Annotated in this window: 15 protein-coding genes; 3 read left to right on the top strand and 12 right to left on the bottom strand. The window is 66.0% G+C overall.

Going from position 1 to position 16494, the window contains the following annotated elements:
• Positions 1-67 precede the first annotated feature (67 nt).
• The 10 genes from panD to dksA all read right to left on the bottom strand — a co-directional run bounded on the left by panD (position 68) and on the right by dksA (position 10862).
• Entirely contained in the window at positions 68-448 is a 381-nt protein-coding gene (gene panD, locus A9G05_RS14300) for an aspartate 1-decarboxylase (protein WP_003457244.1), read from the bottom strand.
• A gap of 50 nt (positions 449-498) precedes the next feature.
• A complete protein-coding gene (gene panC / locus A9G05_RS14295) occupies positions 499-1359 on the bottom strand; it encodes a pantoate--beta-alanine ligase (protein WP_044403341.1) in 861 nt (286 codons plus the stop codon).
• On the bottom strand, positions 1356-2156 hold the full coding sequence (panB, locus tag A9G05_RS14290) for a 3-methyl-2-oxobutanoate hydroxymethyltransferase (RefSeq protein WP_044403339.1): 801 nt from the start codon (positions 2154-2156) through the stop codon (positions 1356-1358). Before panB ends, panC begins: the two co-directional genes overlap by 4 nt.
• 103 nt (positions 2157-2259) lie before the next feature.
• Positions 2260-2769: a 2-amino-4-hydroxy-6-hydroxymethyldihydropteridine diphosphokinase gene (gene folK, locus A9G05_RS14285; RefSeq protein ID WP_069561616.1), complete on the bottom strand. Its 510-nt coding sequence runs from the start codon at positions 2767-2769 to the stop codon at positions 2260-2262.
• Position 2770: 1 nt separating this feature from the next.
• Positions 2771-4171 (bottom strand): polynucleotide adenylyltransferase PcnB, encoded by a 1401-nt coding sequence (locus tag A9G05_RS14280; RefSeq protein WP_069561615.1) that lies wholly within the window; start codon positions 4169-4171, stop codon positions 2771-2773.
• 686 nt (positions 4172-4857) lie between these two features.
• A complete protein-coding gene (locus tag A9G05_RS14275) occupies positions 4858-6276 on the bottom strand; it encodes a sigma-54 dependent transcriptional regulator (protein ID WP_069561614.1) in 1419 nt (472 codons plus the stop codon).
• Positions 6277-6299: 23 nt separating this feature from the next.
• Complete coding sequence (locus A9G05_RS14270) at positions 6300-9254, bottom strand: sensor histidine kinase (RefSeq protein ID WP_069561613.1); 2955 nt, start codon at positions 9252-9254, stop codon at positions 6300-6302.
• On the bottom strand, positions 9238-9414 hold the full coding sequence (locus A9G05_RS27270) for a hypothetical protein (RefSeq protein ID WP_139131162.1): 177 nt from the start codon (positions 9412-9414) through the stop codon (positions 9238-9240). Before A9G05_RS27270 ends, A9G05_RS14270 begins: the two co-directional genes overlap by 17 nt.
• A 62-nt stretch (positions 9415-9476) precedes the next feature.
• Positions 9477-10364 carry a tRNA glutamyl-Q(34) synthetase GluQRS gene (gluQRS, locus tag A9G05_RS14265; RefSeq protein ID WP_069561612.1) on the bottom strand — a complete coding sequence of 296 codons (888 nt, stop codon included), beginning with the start codon at positions 10362-10364 and terminating at the stop codon, positions 9477-9479.
• A gap of 54 nt (positions 10365-10418) precedes the next feature.
• Positions 10419-10862: an RNA polymerase-binding protein DksA gene (gene dksA / locus A9G05_RS14260; protein ID WP_069561611.1), complete on the bottom strand. Its 444-nt coding sequence runs from the start codon at positions 10860-10862 to the stop codon at positions 10419-10421.
• A 194-nt stretch (positions 10863-11056) separates the two neighbouring features.
• Between dksA and A9G05_RS14255 the strand changes: the two genes are divergently transcribed.
• On the top strand, positions 11057-12235 hold the full coding sequence (locus A9G05_RS14255; protein ID WP_069561610.1) for a pyridoxal phosphate-dependent aminotransferase: 1179 nt from the start codon (positions 11057-11059) through the stop codon (positions 12233-12235).
• Positions 12232-12939, top strand: coding sequence for a DNA/RNA nuclease SfsA (sfsA, locus tag A9G05_RS14250; RefSeq protein WP_069561609.1), 708 nt, complete (start codon positions 12232-12234; stop codon positions 12937-12939). Before A9G05_RS14255 ends, sfsA begins: the two co-directional genes overlap by 4 nt.
• On the opposite strand, the gene A9G05_RS14245 is transcribed toward sfsA, so the two are convergent.
• On the bottom strand, positions 12923-13258 hold the full coding sequence (locus tag A9G05_RS14245; RefSeq protein WP_069561608.1) for a Rieske (2Fe-2S) protein: 336 nt from the start codon (positions 13256-13258) through the stop codon (positions 12923-12925). The genes sfsA and A9G05_RS14245 overlap by 17 nt on opposite strands.
• An 80-nt stretch (positions 13259-13338) precedes the next feature.
• Positions 13339-15531: a TonB-dependent hemoglobin/transferrin/lactoferrin family receptor gene (locus tag A9G05_RS14240; RefSeq protein WP_069561607.1), complete on the bottom strand. Its 2193-nt coding sequence runs from the start codon at positions 15529-15531 to the stop codon at positions 13339-13341.
• A gap of 351 nt (positions 15532-15882) precedes the next feature.
• On the opposite strand from A9G05_RS14240, the gene A9G05_RS14235 reads away from it, so the two are divergent.
• Positions 15883-16476 (top strand): energy transducer TonB, encoded by a 594-nt coding sequence (locus tag A9G05_RS14235; RefSeq protein WP_165670578.1) that lies wholly within the window; start codon positions 15883-15885, stop codon positions 16474-16476.
• The last annotated feature ends 18 nt before the right edge of the window (positions 16477-16494 follow it).

The raw sequence follows: 16494 nt of genomic DNA, 5'->3' as shown, positions 1-16494 counted from the left end.
CAGTGATCGAGGGTATGAACACTAAAAAGCCCGGAGTGTTCCGGGCTTGGAGTCTAGCGTGTGGGCGTCAGGCCACCTGGACGGGAATCGCATTGCTGGTGTGGCTGAGCTCGTTGCCCGGGGCCATGTACAGCATGCGCGGCTTGAAGTTGGCCAGCTCGGCCTCGCTGTAGTGGGCGTAGGCGCAGATGATGACGCGGTCGCCCACCTTAGCCTTGTGCGCGGCGGCGCCGTTGACCGAGATCATCCGCGAGCCGTTCTCGCCACGGATGGCGTAGGTGGTGAAGCGCTCGCCGTTGTCGACGTTGTAGATCTGGATCTGTTCGTACTCGCGGATGCCGGCGAGGTCGAGCCACTCGCCGTCGATGGCGCAGGAGCCTTCGTAGTCGAGGACGGCATGGGTGACTTCGGCACGGTGCAGCTTGGCCTTGAGCATGATGGCGTGCATGGTGTTTTCCTTGTTTATCCGGTGGGCCCTCGGGCGGGGCCCTGCACGGGTCAGGCGTTGTCGTCGAGGTTGAAGGCGAGGTTGTCGATCAGCCGGGTGTTACCGAGGTAGGCCGCGGCGAGGAGCACCAGGTGACGGTCGCCGGGCTGGGCGGTGCGCAGGGTATGCGATTCGCGCAGCTCCAGGTAGTCGGGACGCAGGCCGGCGCCGGCGAGGGCGCTACGGCCTTCCTCCAGCAGGGCGGCATGGTCGCTGCGACCGGCGCGGACGCCCTCGGCCAGCTGGCGCAGAGTGGCGTAGAGGGTCGGGGCGATGGCGCGCTGGGCGGCGTCCAGGTAGCCGTTGCGGGAGGACAGCGCGAGGCCGTCCTCGGCACGGACGGTGGGCTCGCCGATGATCTGGATGGGCATGTTCAGGTCGCGCACCAGCTTGCGGATCACCGCCAGTTGCTGGAAGTCCTTCTCGCCGAACACGGCCAGGTCCGGCTGGACCATGTTGAACAGCTTGCTGACCACGGTGGCGACGCCTTCGAAGTGGCCCGGGCGACTGGCGCCACACAGGCCCTCGGAAACGAGGGGGACGTTGACGCGGGTCTGGCCGTCCATGCCGTCGGGGTACATCTCTTCCACGTCGGGGTGGAACAGCAGGTGGCAACCGGCGGCCACCAGCTTCTCCTGGTCGGCGGCGAGGGTGCGCGGGTATTTGGCGAGGTCTTCGCTGGGGCCGAACTGCAGCGGGTTGACGAAGATGCTGGCGATCACGAAGTCGGCGCGCTGGCTGGCCTTCTCCACCAGGGCGACGTGGCCCGAGTGCAGGTTGCCCATGGTGGGCACGAAGCCGATGCGCTTGCCTTCGCTGCGGGCACGGGCGACGGCCGCGCGCAGTTCACGGACGGTCTTGACGGTGATCATGCGGCGAATCCGTGCTCGGCGGCGGGGAAGGTGACGTCCTTGACGGCGCGGACGTAGGCGGCGAGGGCGCCCTGGATGCTGGTCTGGCCTTCCATGAAGTTCTTCACGAACTTGGGCGTGCGACCGGTGAGGGACAGGCCGAGCATGTCGTGCAGGACCAGCACCTGGCCGTCGGTGGCGCTGCCGGCGCCGATGCCGATGACCGGGATCTTCACCGACTGGGTGATTTCAGCGGCCAGTTCGCTGGGCACGCATTCCAGCAGCAGCATGGCGGCGCCGGCCTGTTCCAGGGCCATGGCGTCGGCACGCAGCTGGCGCGCCTGGGCTTCCTGGCGGCCCTGCACCTTGTAGCCACCGAGGATGTTCACCGCCTGGGGGGTGAGGCCGAGGTGGGCGCAGACCGGGATGCCGCGTTCGGCCAGCAGGCGGATGGGCTCGGCGAGCCAGGCAGCGCCTTCGAGTTTGACCATGTGCGCACCGGCCTGCATCAGCGCGGCGCAGTTGGCGAAGGTCTGCTCCAGGGTGGCGTAGGCCATGAACGGCAGGTCGGTGATGATCAGCGAGCCCTGGTTGCCACGCTTCACGGCGGCGGTGTGGTAGGCCATGTCGGCGACGCTGACGGGCAGGGTGCTGTCATGGCCCTGCAGGACCATGCCGAGGGAATCGCCCACCAGCAGGACGTCGGCGCCCGCCTGGCTGGCGGCCTGGGCGAAGGTCGCGTCGTAGGCCGTGAGCATGGCGATTTTCTCGCCTTTCTGCTTCAGCTCTTGAAGGGTGGTCAGGGTCACATCAGGCATGAAAACGTCCTCATCGGTACCGATTCTGCACCGGTACGGGGCAACGGGACGCTTATAGTCCCGATGGGGGGGCATGGTGTCAATTGCAGGTGTTACCGAGCTGTTACGGCGTTACCGCCAGCGCGGAAAGGCCCTCGATGCGCTCCAGCCCGGCGTAGGGGCAGGCGTCCAGCAGGGCCTGGAGCGGCCGGCCGTCGGGCAGTTGCAGGTCGGGTGCGATCTCGGCCAGTGGATACAGCACGAAGGCGCGGGCGTGCATGTGGTAGTGGGGGACCTGCAGGCGCGGCTCGTCGATCTGCCGCTGGCCGAACAGCAGGATGTCCAGGTCGAGGGTGCGCGGGCCCCAACGCTCGTCCTTGCGTACGCGCCCCTGGGACAGTTCGATGGCTTGCAGGGCGTCGAGCAGGTCCAGGGGGGCGAGGTCGGTGTCCAGCGCGGCAACGGCATTGCTGTAGCGGGGCTGGTCCGGTGGGCCGAGGGGGTCGCTGCTGTAGAGGGACGACACGGCGCTGAGCTGCGTGCCGGGGAGGGCGGCCAGGGCCGCCAGGGCATTGCGCAGCTGGCTGGCTGGGTCCGACAGGTTGCTGCCCAGCCCGATGTAGACGCGCTCCATCTTATTCGCCAGCCGGGGCGCTGCCTTCGCTGCGGGGGCCGCGCTTGCGACGACCGCCGCCACGGCGACGCTTGCGCGGTGCGGCACCGCCTTCGTCGCGGCTGCTGAGGTCGCGGATCATGGCGCGGCGTTCGCTGTCGCTGGCGTCCTGGTAGTCGGTCCACCAGTCGCCCAGGCCGCCGGTTTCCTCGCCTGCGCTTTCACGCAGCAGGAGGAAGTCGTAGCCGGCGCGGAAGCGGGGGTTCTCCAGCAGCAGGTCGGCACGCTTGCCGCTGCGGCGGGGCAGGCGTTCCTGCATGTCCCAGATTTCGCGGATCGGGATGGTGAAACGCTTGGGAATGGCGGTGCGCTGGCACTGTTCGAGGATCAGGCCGTGGGCGGCTTCCTGAATCGCCGGGATCGGCGGCATGCCCTTTTCCTGCAGCAGGGCGGCACGGACGGGCAAGGCCGGCCAGAGCAGGGCGGCGAAGAGGAAGGCCGGGGTGACCGGCTTGCCGAGGCGGATGCGCTCGTCGGTGTTGGCCAGGGCCTGGCGGATCAGGGCGCCAGCGTACTCGGGGTCGCGCTCCAGGGAGGCGGCAGCCGCCGGGAACAGGGGGGCGAAGAGGTCGTACTCCAGCAGCAGTTCGAAGGTGCGCTCGGCCTTGCCGCCGAGGAACAGCTTGAGGATTTCGTCGAACAGGCGTGCGGAGGGGATGTCCCGCAGCATGGGGGCCAGGCGGCGGATCGGCGCGGCGCTGTGCTTCTCGATCTCGAAGCCCAGCTTGGCGGCGAAGCGCACGGCTCGCAGCATACGCACCGGGTCTTCCAGGTAGCGCTGCTCGGGGTCGCCGATCAGACGGATCAGGCGGTTGCGGATGTCGTGTACGCCGTGGGCGTAGTCGAGCACGCGCTCGGTGACCGGGTCGTAATACAGGGCATTGATGGTGAAGTCGCGGCGTTGCGCGTCTTCTTCCTGGTTGCCGTAGACGTTGTCACGCAGGATGCGGCCGCTTTCGTTGCGCGAGGACTGGTTGCTGTCTTCGTCATCACCCTGGGGGTGGTTGGCGCGGAAGGTCGCGGTCTCGATGATTTCCCGCCCGAAATGCACATGGACCAGCTTGAAGCGGCGGCCGATCACCCGGGCATTGCGGAACTCGGCACGCACCTGCTCGGGGGTTGCGTTGGTGGCGACGTCGAAGTCTTTGGGGTCCAGGCCCAGCATGAGGTCACGGACGCAGCCGCCGACCAGGTAGGCCTGGTAGCCCGCCTTCTGCAGGCGTTCCACGACGTTCACCGCGTTACGGCTGATGTCCGCGCGGTCCAGCGCGTGCTGGCGGTTGCTCAGGACTTCAGGTGTGCTGCGGGGATGCTGGGTGCGGCGCAGGGGAGAGCGAAAGGACTGGATCAGCTTCTTCAGCATGGGAGGCACTGTGTGTGGGATGGGCGGCCGGAATGAATGAGAGACCGCACGATGGGCGCGGATTCTAGCACTGGGCGGGGGGATGGTGAAGGAAGCGGCGGGAGTGTGTCAAAGCTACTGGGGGAGCCGAAGCTCCCCCCCAAACTGGTGCGTGCTTTGTTTTTATTATTGAGCCGGGCTTGCTGTTCTTGTTGTTTGACCCGTACCAGCAGATTCGTGATCTCTGGATATGCCCTCGAATCGAGGGTCAAGAGCAAACGGATTGCTTTGGATGCTGATGGTGCCGTGATCATTCGATCCAACCAGTTCGGGTACTGCCTGAGTAAGCAGTTTTATTGTTCTCTGCCTGGTCGTGGGGCAAGCCCCAATGGCAACTCCTCTCCAAAAGAATCAGTTAGCTGCGCCTCCGCGGTTTTGTTCTTGTTGTGCTGGAGTCGGTGCGTATTGTTCTTGTTGTGGGGTTACTACGGTTTTTATTGTTGTTGTGCCAGAGATAAAGCAGTTGCCGTGCCAACTTTTGCAAATCCTTTTAAATCAATGACTTACGGAAAACAGGGCATGGCGATGAGGTAGAAAAAAGCCGGGTTTCCGTTACCGACTCACCCGGCTTTTGTTACGAGAGGTTTTTGCGGTAACAGCCTGGGGAACTCCTAACCGTTCCCACTGTCACGCGCAACCTTGGGCGGTCAGGAGGTGGCAGCCCCCGATTTGCGCCGCGGGATGCCCAGGCGCTGACGGCGTTCCCACAGGCATTTGCGGCTGATGCCCAGCTTGCGGGCCAGCTCGGTCTCGGTCATGTGGTCCTGGTGCTCGAGGACGAAATGCTGGAAGTAGTCCTCCAGGGACAGGTCTTCCGTGGGTTCATGGGGGCTGGCGGCTGTGGCTTGGGTGGGGCCGTCGAGGAAGTCGTCGTCCTCCAGGTCGGCCAGCTCGATGTCGATGCCCAGCAGGTCCGCCGAGATATCCGGGCTCTCGCAGAGGATCACCGCACGCTCGATGGCGTTCTCCAGTTCCCGCACGTTACCGGGCCAGGAGTAGTGGCGGATGGCTTGTTCCGCGTCATGGGCGAAGCGCAATTCGTCGCGCCCCATTCGAGTGCACTGGCGCGCCAGGAAGGCGCGGGCGATCTCGATCACGTCGTTACCGCGTTCGCGCAGCGCGGGCAGTCTCAGGGAGATGACGTGAAGGCGGTAATAGAGGTCTTCGCGGAACTGGCCGGTCTTGGCCAGCGTCTTGAGGTCGCGGTGGGTGGCGGCAATCAGGCGCACATCCACCTTCTGCGACTGGACCGAGCCGACACGGCGGATCTCGCCTTCCTGCAACACCCGTAGCAGGCGCGCCTGGGCTTCCAGGGGCAGCTCGCCGATTTCGTCGAGGAACAGCGTGCCGCCGTCGGCTGCTTCCACGAGGCCGGCTCGGCCGGCGGTGGCGCCGGTGAAGGCGCCCTTCTCGTGACCGAAGAGTTCGGATTCGATCAGGGTCTCGGGAATGGCCGCACAGTTCACCGAGATCATCGGTGCTTTGGCGCGCCGGGAGAGGTTGTGCAGGGCACGGGCCACCAGTTCCTTGCCGGTCCCGGATTCGCCCTGGATGAGCACCGTGGAGTCGGTGGGGGCGACCTTGCGGATCTTGCTGTAGAGCTCTTGCATGGCGGAGCAGGAGCCGATGATGCCGATCTCACCGTCGGCCTGGGGGGCGCTGCTCTTCTCCTGGGCGCGGGTGGGCGCGCGTTCGGTGGGGGCTGCCTTGTTCTCCTGGCGGTCCTTGATGATGCGTGCGACGGCCTGGAGCATCTCGTCGTGGTCGAAGGGCTTGGCGATGTAGTCCACCGCGCCCATCTTCATCGAGTCCACCGCCGAGCGCAGGCTGGCGTAGCTGGTCATGATCAGCACCGGGGTGCCCTGGGCCAGCTTGATCAGCTCGGTACCGGGCGCGCCGGGCAGGCGCAGGTCGCTGACGATGAGGTCGAAACCGGGGATGCTGTAGCGCTCCTGGGCCTCCTGGACAGACCCGGCTTCACTGACCTGGTACTGGTTGCGCTCAAGCAGGCGGCGCAAGGCGGAACGGATGATGGTTTCGTCTTCGACGATCAGGATATGTGACATTCGGTTCAGCTCTCTCGACAGTCTCAGATGGCAGCGCTGGGCGCTTCGGCGAAGCGTGGCAGTGTCACCCTGAAACGGGTGCCGCGCTGCTGCTCGGGGTCGGCCGGGCTTTCTATGGTGATGTGGCCATAATGCTCTTCCACGATCGAATAGACCAGCGCAAGCCCCAGCCCGGTGCCCTTGCCAGGGTCCTTGGTGGTGAAGAAGGGCTCGAACAGGCGGTCCATGATCGCCTTGGGAATCCCGCTGCCTTCGTCCTCCACGATCAGCTCCACGGCGTGGTCGGAGATGGCGCTACGCACGCGGATCGCACCGCCTTCGGGCGAGGCGTCGCGGGCGTTGGACAACAGGTTGATCAGCACCTGGGCCAGGCGCTGGGGGTCGCCCTCGGCGATGTGGTGCGGATCGCAGAGGTTGAAGAACTGCACATCGATGCTGCGCCTGTTCAATGACAGCAGGCCGATGGCTTCCTGGGCGACGTCCGCCAGGCACACTGGCTCCGTGGCCTGCTGGCGGGCGCCGGCGTGGGCGAAGCTCATGAGTGACTGCACGATGCGGGACACTCGCTTGGTCTGCTCGAGAATCTGTCCGCTGATCTCGGTCAGTTCGGGGTCGCCCTCGCGCTCTTCCCGCAGGTTCTGCGCCAGGCAGGCGATGCCGGTGATGGGGTTGCCGATTTCGTGGGCGACGCCGGCAGCCAGGCGACCGATGGATGCCAAGCGTTCGGAGTGCACCAGCTTGTCTTCCAGCAGCAGGGTGTCGGTCACGTCTTCCACCAGTACCACCAGGCCGCTGTTACCAGGTGCCAGCGGCTCGTCGATGGCGGCCTTGTGCAGGTTCAACGAGCGCACCTGACCCTCCAGCGGCAGGCGCTGCTTGTGCAGGTGTTCGTCGGGTTGGCCGATGAAGCTTTCCAGCAGGCCCCGCCAGGGATCACTGATGGCTGAAAGCCGCGAGCCGACCACACGCTGGGCGGGAATCTCGGTCAGTTCCTCCATGGCCCGGTTCCACATGAGGATTTCCTGGTCCTTGGCCAACGAGCACACTCCCATCGGCAACTCCTGCAGAGTGCGGCGGTGGTAGCGGCGCAAGGCGTCCAGCTCGGCGGCCAGGCCGGTGAGTCGGGAGTGGTAGTCCTCCAGGCGACTCTCGATGAAGTGGATGTCCTCGGTGACGTAGCCCTCGCTGCCGGACTTGTACGGCAGGAAGGTCTCCACGATGTCCTGGGCCACGCTCGGTCCCATCAGCCCGGAAAGGTTGGCCTCAATGCGGTCGCGCAGGCGGCGAAGAGCGTAGGGGCGGCGTTCGTCGAACGGCAGGTGCAGGTCACGCAGGGCCTGTTCCACCTCCTTCTGCGCCGTCTTTGCGCCCAGGGGCTTGGCCAGTTGTTCGGAGAACTCCTGGGGCGAGGTCGCCACCAGTTCGCGGCGTTGCGGTCGGCGCACGTTGTCCACAGCGCAGGCCTCGGCTGCCCCGCGTTCCTCGGGGCTGGCCTCGGTGAACAGCGAGACCAGGGTGAACACCAACACGTTGGCGGCCAGTGAGGCGATGGCCGCGATGTGCCAACTGTTGTCGTCGAGTACGTAGATGGCGTTGAACAGCGGAACGTAGATGCCCTGCAGGTTGCCCAGCAGGGGCAGCAGCATGGAGAACAACCACACACCGATGCCGGCCATCAAGCCGGCGATGAAGCCCCGCCGGTTGGCAGTCGGCCAGTACAGCACCGAGAGCGCGCCGGGGAGGAATTGCAGGGTGGCGACGAAGGCGACGATGCCCAGGTTCGACAGGTCCTGCTCGGCGCCCAGCAATAGATAGAAACCGTAGCCGGCCATGATGATGGCGAAGATCAGCGCCCGGCGTGTCCACTTCAGCCAGCGGTAGATGTTGCCTTCCGACGGTGGTTGGTAGAGCGGCAGCACCAGGTGGTTCAGCGCCATGCCGGAGAGTGCCAGGGTCAGCACAATGATCAGGCCGCTGGCCGCCGACAGGCCGCCGACATAGGCGAGCAGTGCCAGGGCATCGCTGTTCACGGCGATGCCGAGGCCCAGGGTGAAATATTCCGGGTTGGTGGTGGCGCCGAGCTTGAGGCCGGCCCAGAGGATCAGTGGCACCGCCAGGCTCATCAGCAGCAGAAACAAGGGCAGGCCCCAGCTGGCACTGACCATGGCGCGGGGGTTGAGGTTCTCGGTGAAAGTCATGTGGTACATGTGCGGCATGACGATGGCCGAGGCGAAGAACACCAGCAGCAGCGTGCGCCACGGGCCTTCCTGCAGCGGCGTGTGCAGCGTCGAGAGTGCCGCCTGGTTCTGCAGCAGCCATAGCTCCAGCTCATGGGGGCCGCCGAACACGCCATAGAGCGCATAGAGTCCGATGCCGCCGAGGGCGGTCAGCTTCACCAGCGACTCGAAGGCAATGGCGAACACCAGGCCCTCGTGCTTCTCCCGCGTGGCGATGTGGCGTGCGCCGAAGAGGATGGTGAACAGCGTGATCAGCGCGCAGAAGCCCAGGGCGACCCTGTCGTGCACCGGCTCGCGGGTGAGGATGCCGATGGAGTCGGCCACCGCCTGGATCTGTAGGGCCAGCAGGGGCAGGACGCCGATCAGCATGAACAAGGTGGTCAGCGCTCCGGCCCAGGTGCTGCGGAAGCGGAAGGCGAACAGGTCGGCCAGGGACGAGAGCTGGTAGGTACGAGTGATCCGCAGGATCGGGTAGAGCAGCACCGGCGCCAGCAGGAAGGCCCCGGAGATGCCCAGGTAGCTGGCCAGGAAGCCGTAGCCGTACTGGTAGGCCAGCCCCACCGTGCCGTAGAAAGCCCAGGCGCTGGCGTACACGCCGAGGGAGAGGGTGTAGGTGAGCGGGTGGCGGACGATGCGGCGCGGAACGAAACCGCGATCACTCAACCAGGCGACCCCGAACAGGGCGAAGAGGTAGGCCGCGCTGATGAGGATCAGCTGGCTCAGGCTAAAACTCGTCAGCATCGCGTTGACTCTGCAGGATGAAGGTCACCACGATCAGGATCAGCCAGAGCAGATAGGGGCGATACCAGGCCCCGTTGGGGTCGATCCACCAGTCCATGATGGCCGGGGAAAACAGGTAGATCCCCACCACCAGGAGCAGTACCAGTCGGTAGATATACATGCCGCATCTCACATCGAGGGTGCGGCGATGGTAGCGAATGCCCCGTGTCGGTGCGAGTGCGCTCAGCGCAGCTGGGCTTCGGCCAGGGTGCGGGTACGCGGGATGCGCGTGGCGTCCCAGTGGGCGATGCCCCAGTCCAGGGCTTCGCGGGGCGTGCCGTCGGCGAGGCCTTCCGGTGGCTGCTGGCCGAGGGCGCGCAGGGCGCGGGCCAGCAGCGGCGTGGCACGGTCGGCCGGCAGGGGAGGCGAGCGGTAGGACTTGCCGAGCTTGTGGCCGTCCGGCTGGATGATCAGCGGTACGTGCAGGTAGCGTGGTTGCGACAGGCCCAGCAGTTCCTGCAGGTACAGCTGGCGCGGCGTGGAGTCCAGCAGATCGGCGCCGCGTACCACGTCCGTGATGCCTTGCCAGGCATCGTCCAGCACCACGGCCAACTGGTAGGCATAGAGCCCGTCGCGACGGCGGATGACGAAGTCCCCCACCTCGCGCCCCAGGTGCTGTTGATACAGGCCCTGCACCCGGTCGGTGAAGCGGTAGACAAGCTCCGGCACGCGCAGACGGATGGCAGCGTCGGCCTGGGGGTGGCAGGCATTGCGGCAGAAACCGGGGTAGATGCCGTGATGGCCTTCGAGCTGCTTGCGCGAGCAGGTGCAGGCGTAGGCCAGCCCCTGGGCGAAGAGCCGGTCGATCACCTGGGCGTAGGCGTCATGACGGTCACTCTGGCGCACCAGCTCGCCGTCCCATTCGAAGCCGTAGGCCTCCAGCGTGGAGAGGATCGCCGCCTGGGCACCTGGTGTCTCGCGAGGCGGGTCCAGGTCTTCCATGCGCAGCAGCCAGCGACCGCCAACGGCACGGGCATCGAGGTAGGAGGCGAGGGCGGCAACCAGGGAGCCGAAGTGCAGGTAGCCGCTAGGGGTGGGCGCGAAGCGGCCGACGTAGGAAGACGGAGGCATGCGGGCGTGAGCCTGTTGAAACGAAACGGGGCGCCGTAGCGCCCCGTTCTGGGATCAGGAACCGAGTTGCTTTTCCTTGATTTCCGCCAGGGTCTTGCAGTCGATGCAGAGAGTGGCGGTGGGGCGTGCTTCGAGGCGGCGGATGCCGATCTCGACGCCGCAGGAATCACACCAGCCGTACTCGTTGTCTTCGATCAGCTGGAGGGTTTCGTCGATCTTCTTGATCAGCTTGCGCTCGCGGTCACGGGCACGCAGTTCCAGGCTGAATTCTTCTTCCTGGCTGGCGCGGTCGGCCGGATCAGGGAAGTTGGCCGCCTCGTCCTGCATGTGGTGGACGGTGCGGTCGACCTCTTCCATCAACTCGACTTTCCACCTGTTGAGGATGTTGGTGAAGTGAGCGCGCATGCGGTCGCTCATGTACTCCTCACCCTTGGTTTCCTGATAGGGCTCGAAACCACGGATCAGTTGGCTGCTCGGTTGCTTTGCTTTGGTGGGCATGAATGGCCGCCTCTCACTTTCTCTAATCCATTTCGCAGGAAGCTGGTCCGTCGCCGACACTGCCGGCCCTGCGGCTGCAAGCGGGCGAACTTACCAGAACGATTCAGGCCACGCCACTCCCAGTTATCGCGGTTGCTGCGGGCGTCCCGAAGCATTGGTTAGAATCCGCGCTTTGTGTCGATGAGGGAAGGCCGATGGCCCAGTCATACAGTGCACGCAGCCGTGCCATAGAACCCTTCCACGTCATGGCGTTGCTGGCCCGCGCCAATGAGTTGCAGGCCGAAGGGCACGACGTGATCCACCTGGAGATCGGCGAGCCGGACTTCACCACCGCCGCCCCCATCGTCGAGGCCGGGCAGGCCGCGCTGGCTGCCGGTCATACCCGTTACACCGCCGCCCGTGGCCTGCCGGAGCTGCGCCGTGCCATTGCCGGCTTCTACGGCCAGCGCTACGGGCTGGATATCGACCCCGAGCGTATCCTCATCACCCCCGGCGGCTCGGGCGCGCTGTTGCTGGCGTCGAGCCTGCTGGTCGACCCGGGCCGGCACTGGCTGCTGGCCGATCCCGGCTACCCCTGCAACCGGCACTTCCTGCGCCTGGTGGAAGGCGCGGCCCAACTGGTGCCGGTGGGCCCCGAGACCCGTTACCAACTGACCCCGCATCTGGTGGAGCGCCATTGGGATGCCCAGAGCGTCGGTGCGCTGGTGGCATCACCGGCCAACCCCACGGGCACCTTGCTGCATCGGGACGAGCTTGCGGCATTATCCGACAGTCTCCGGGGATTGGGCGGACACCTCGTGGTGGATGAGATCTACCACGGCCTTACCTATGGCGTGGACGCCGCCAGCGTACTGGAGGTGGATGACAATGCCTTTGTGCTCAACAGCTTCTCCAAGTACTTCGGCATGACCGGCTGGCGCCTGGGCTGGCTGGTCGCTCCGCGGGAGGCGGTGCCGGAACTGGAAAAGCTGGCGCAGAACCTCTACATCAGTGCGCCCTCGATGGCCCAGCACGCCGCGCTGGCCTGCTTCCGCGAGGACACCCTGACGATCCTGGAGGCGCGTCGCGCCGAGTTCGCCCGCCGCCGCGACTATCTGCTGCCCGCCCTGCGCGAGCTGGGTTTCGGCATCGCCGTCGAGCCGAAGGGTGCCTTCTATTTATATGCAGACGTTTCAGCCTTCACCCAGGACGCCTATGCGTTCTGCCAGCACTTCATCGAGACCGAGCACGTCGCCTTCACCCCGGGCCTGGATTTCGGCCGGCATCTGGCTGGCCAGCACGTGCGCTTCGCCTATACCCAGAGCCTGTCGCGCCTGGAGGAGGCTGTCGCGCGCATCGCCCGTGGCCTGCAGAGCTGGGCGGCGCGAGCGTGAGGTTCGATCCGCCGCTTGAAGAGGGTCGGCTGCTGCGGCGCTACAAGCGCTTCCTGGCCGACATCGAGACTGCTCAGGGGGAGCAACTGACGATCCACTGCCCGAACACCGGTTCGATGCTCAACTGCATGAGCGAAGGCTGTCGGGTGTGGTTCAGCCGCTCCAGCGATCCCCGGCGCAAGTTGCCGGGCACCTGGGAGTTGGTGGAGACGCCCCAGGGCCGCCTGGCCTGCATCAACACTGCACGGGCCAATCCGCTGGTGGAGGAAGCCCTGCTGGCGGGGCGGATTCCCGAACTGGCGGGGTTCACCGCACTTAAGCGGGAAGTCGCTTATGGCATGGAGAACAGCCGAGCCGACTTCCGCCTCGATTACCCCTCGGCCGCGCTCTACGTCGAGGTGAAGAGTGTCACCCTCGGGTTCGAGGGGACGCCCGTTGCGGCCTTCCCTGATGCGGTCACTACCCGTGGGGCCAAGCACCTGCGGGAGCTGGCGCACCTGGCGCGAGAGGGGACCCGTGCCGTGCAGTTGTACTGCGTGAACCTCTCCGGAATCGACGCGGTGCGGCCGGCACGGGAAATCGACCCGTACTACGCCCAGGCTCTGGCCGATGCACAAGAGGCCGGGGTCGAGGTGCTGGCCTACGGTGCAGAGCTGAGCCTCGAGGGCATGGTGTTGACCCGTCGCCTCAACCTGCAGCTGTAGGTGCACCATCCAGCCAGATGCCCTGACCGTCTTCCCGGCAGGGCAGGGCGCGCAACGCCTGGCCCACGCAGGGGCCGGTGACGCATTCGCCGGTCTCGATCAGGAACAGCGCACCGTGGGTGGCGCACTGGATCAGGCTGCCGCTGTCGTCGAGGAAACGGTCCGGTTGCCATTCCAGGGGAATGCCACGGTGCGGGCAGCGATTCTCATAGGCATGGACCCGCCCCTTCCGGCGCACCAGCAGCAGCTTCAGGTCATCGATCAGAAAGCCCCGGCTCTGGCCTTCGGCCAACTCGTCGGGGCGGCATAGCAGAATCATCGGCGTCTCCACGGCAGGCGGGCATTATCCCGCGCTGCCGTGGATTGCCAAGAGGGGGCGCGTCCTTGCGCTGAAAGGGGTCAGATCTCCCAGATCAGGTTGACCGCGGCGTGGCGCCCAGGCTGGGTGTAGCGCTGCAGGCTGGGACTGTTCTCGCTCAGTCCGCGTACATCGCTCCACTGCCAGTAGTCCTTGTCGGTGATGTTGAACAGCCCGGCGTTGACCGAGAACGCCTCGGTGACCTGCCACCAGCCATTCAGGTCCAGCAGGCCGTAGCCCGAGGGCTGGTACTGGCCGGCGGTCTGGGTGCGGTCGATGCGCTCCTTGGCTGCTACCAGGGTCCAGCTCAGGTCGCCGCCGAACTTGCCATTGGGCTGCGCATACCCCATGCCGAAGACGCCCTTGAGCGGGTCGACGCTGTTGAGCGGCTGGCCGGTGCCCTCGTCCTTGCCGCGTGCGTAGGCCACGGAGCTCATGGCGCGCCAGCCGGCCGGCATGCCGAATTTGTCGAGGAAGAGCTCGCCCTTGGCCTCGAAGCCACGGATGGTCACCCGGTCGCGGTTGACGTACTGGAATTCGCCGAGGGGAAAGCCCGGCACGCTGGAGGGGCGGGATACCTGCTCGATGAAGTCGTCGTAGCGGTTGTAGAACAGCGCGGCGCCGAAGCTGCCGATCTCGTACTTGCCGCGCAGGCCCAGCTCGAAGCTGTCGCTGGTCTCGGCCTTGAGGTTGGTGTTGGCCAGGGTGCGGTACATGCCCGGATTGACGAACTCGCCGAATATCTCGATCGCCTGCGGAGCACGGAAGCCGGCGGCGTACTGACCGTACACGCTGTGCTGATCGTCGACCTGGTAGGTCACGCCGAACTTGGGCGATACGGCCGAGTCGGTGAAGTCGCTCGGGTTGGCGTCGGTCGCCTGGCTGTTGAGGTAGCGCGTGGTGGCGTGGGGCTTCATGGCGTAGTAGTCGTAACGCAGGCCCGGCAGCAGGGTCCAGCGGCCGATCTCGATGCTGTCCTGGATGAAGGCCGCGTACTCGTTGGTGGTCGGGTCCGGGAAGTCGCTGGTTGGCAGCACCGGCGTGTTGACCCCGGTGGCGATGACGGTCTCGCCGCCTGTTCGCAGGTCGGTGTTCTTCAGGCGCTTGAGGTCGGTGCCGTAGACCAGGGTGTGTTGGCTGCCGGCGATGCTGAAGGACTTGTCCAGCTTGCTGTTGAGCACCCAGAGCTTCTCCTCGTAGTGGGAGTCGCGGGTGCGGAAGCGGGGCGAGCCGCTGACGACACGGTTCTCGTAGGTGCGCTGGCGGGTCTGGCTGTCCTGGTAGCTGAGCTGGTTCTGCAGGTTGTCCGCCAGCGGGCTGTCCAGCTGCAGGGTGTGCAGCAGCGAATAGCGCTCACGGTCGACGCTGTCGCGCGCGTCCTGGGTACGGATGGTGGCGGTGTTGCTGTAGTTGCTCAAAACCTTGGTGTCGGTGTCGTCCTGGTAGCGCTCGTAGGTCAGCTGCAGGCGCTGGCCTTCGGCGTAGTCCCAGCCGAGCTTGGTCAGCAGGTTGTCGGTGGTGTAGTCGACCGGGTTGGCTTCCTCGCGCGTCGCGCCGATGCCGCCGATATCACCCTGGGTGTCCAGTGCCTGGCCGGTGCGACGGCCAATGTGCAACAGGGCATCGACGTTACCTTGGCGGGCGGCGAGGGTGGTGCTGCGCAGCCAGCTGTCGTCGGAGCCGTCGTAGCCGGTCTTCAGGCGGGCGTAGGTGTCATCGCCTTCGTCCAGGTAGTCGGCCGCGTCCTTGGTAATGAAGCTCACCGCGCCGCCGATGGCGTCGCTGCCGTACAGCGAGCTGGCCGGCCCCCGGATGATCTCCACCTGCTTGAGGGTGTCCGGGTCCACGTAGTCGCGCTGTGCGCTGAGGAAGCCGCCGAAGGAAAAGGCGTCCGGCATGCTCACGCCGTCCACCTGCGTCAGCACGCGGTTGCCGCCGATGCCCCGGATGGTGAAGCCGGACAGGCCGAAGCGGCTGCCCGTCCCGCCGACCGATACACCCGGCTCGTAACGCACCAGGTCCCGAATATTTTTTACGTTCTTCTGGTCGATCTCTCGTTCAGTCATTACCGACACCGTGCTCGGCACCTGGTCGAGCGTCTGCTCGCTGCGGGTGGCGGTTACCGTGACGGTGTCGAACTGGGTCGCGGTCTTTTCCGCAGCCAGAGCGAGGGAGGGCGACAGGAGCAGCAGGGCCAGCCAGGAGCGGCGGGCGAAGGGGGGACGAGGCGACATGGGCGGACTCCCGGGTTCAAGGCGCGTCCAGGGGCCGGCCGGGCACTTCTGGTGTGGCAGGAAGCCACGGGCGTCATGCCGCAGGTGCCTTTCCCGATGACCGTCCTGGTCATCGCTTTCGCCGGCCTCTCTGGTGATCGCAGGTTGGCATCGGTGGCGAACATAATGAGGTTGACAGCCAAATGTAAACAATTATCAAATTGATTCGTATTTGTGAATTCGGGCTTGAACATGCCGCGTATTCCACTCTGCCTCGCGCTGTCGCTTATCGCGCACGGGGGGCTTGCATGGCTCCTGCACGATCTGCGGGCGGAGCCGGCTATCGCCCGGGGAGAGGCCCGGGCGGACGTGGTGCACCTGGTCAGCCTGGTCGAACCGGCGCCTGCCGTGGCTGAGCCCGTGGCGCGCCCGGTACCGGCTCCCCGCAAGGTGGAACCACAGAACCACCCGGTCGCGGAAGCCAAGCCCGTTGCCGTAAAGCCGCGCCTGGTCAGTCCTGAAGTGCCCGCGCGCAAGGTCGTGCGCAGTGAGCCGCAGCCGCACCCACAGTCCCGCTCCAGCAGCGAGCCGAGCGTGGCGCAAGTGGCACCTTCGACGCCCAGCGCGGCCCCGCAGTCGGCACCTGCCCGGCAGGCCGCCAAGTCGCCGAAGGCCGAGGTGGTCATCGACCAGCCTTCCTTCCTTGTACCGCCCAAACCCCCGATCTACCCGGCCCAGGCGCGCCGTCGCAACCAGCAGGGCGTGGTCCTGGTGGAGGTGCGCCTGGACGAGCGCGGTGGGCTGCGGGACCTGAAATTGCTGCGCTCGTCAGGCATCGAGAGCCTCGACGAAGCGGCCATGAACGCGGTCGCCAGCTGGCGCTTCCGTCCTGAGGTCCAGGACGGCGAGCCGGTGCCGAGCCGCGTGAGAATACCCATTGAATTCGCCCTTACGGCGAGCCGTTGATCCTGAAGGAGTGACACC

This window comes from Pseudomonas sp. ENNP23, assembly GCF_001728945.1.
GTDB lineage: Bacteria > Pseudomonadota > Gammaproteobacteria > Pseudomonadales > Pseudomonadaceae > Metapseudomonas > Metapseudomonas otitidis.
Note: the sequence above shows the minus strand (reverse complement) of the source record. Positions and strands in the feature narration are given on the sequence as shown.

Bases quoted from the DNA above. Each gene is read 5' to 3' on its own strand.
- A9G05_RS14245 (WP_069561608.1), bottom strand. From the start codon at position 13,258: ATGATTCTGCTATGCCGCCCCGACGAGTTGGCCGAAGGCCAGAGCCGG.
- gluQRS (WP_069561612.1), bottom strand. From the start codon at position 10,364: ATGCCTCCGTCTTCCTACGTCGGCCGCTTCGCGCCCACCCCTAGCGGC.
- A9G05_RS14240 (WP_069561607.1), bottom strand. From the start codon at position 15,531: ATGTCGCCTCGTCCCCCCTTCGCCCGCCGCTCCTGGCTGGCCCTGCTG.
- A9G05_RS27270 (WP_139131162.1), bottom strand. From the start codon at position 9,414: ATGTATATCTACCGACTGGTACTGCTCCTGGTGGTGGGGATCTACCTG.
- panD (WP_003457244.1), bottom strand. From the start codon at position 448: ATGCACGCCATCATGCTCAAGGCCAAGCTGCACCGTGCCGAAGTCACC.
- panC (WP_044403341.1), bottom strand. From the start codon at position 1,359: ATGATCACCGTCAAGACCGTCCGTGAACTGCGCGCGGCCGTCGCCCGT.
- A9G05_RS14255 (WP_069561610.1), top strand. From the start codon at position 11,057: ATGGCCCAGTCATACAGTGCACGCAGCCGTGCCATAGAACCCTTCCAC.
- folK (WP_069561616.1), bottom strand. From the start codon at position 2,769: ATGGAGCGCGTCTACATCGGGCTGGGCAGCAACCTGTCGGACCCAGCC.
- panB (WP_044403339.1), bottom strand. From the start codon at position 2,156: ATGCCTGATGTGACCCTGACCACCCTTCAAGAGCTGAAGCAGAAAGGC.
- A9G05_RS14275 (WP_069561614.1), bottom strand. From the start codon at position 6,276: ATGTCACATATCCTGATCGTCGAAGACGAAACCATCATCCGTTCCGCC.
- A9G05_RS14280 (WP_069561615.1), bottom strand. From the start codon at position 4,171: ATGCTGAAGAAGCTGATCCAGTCCTTTCGCTCTCCCCTGCGCCGCACC.
- dksA (WP_069561611.1), bottom strand. From the start codon at position 10,862: ATGCCCACCAAAGCAAAGCAACCGAGCAGCCAACTGATCCGTGGTTTC.
- A9G05_RS14270 (WP_069561613.1), bottom strand. From the start codon at position 9,254: ATGCTGACGAGTTTTAGCCTGAGCCAGCTGATCCTCATCAGCGCGGCC.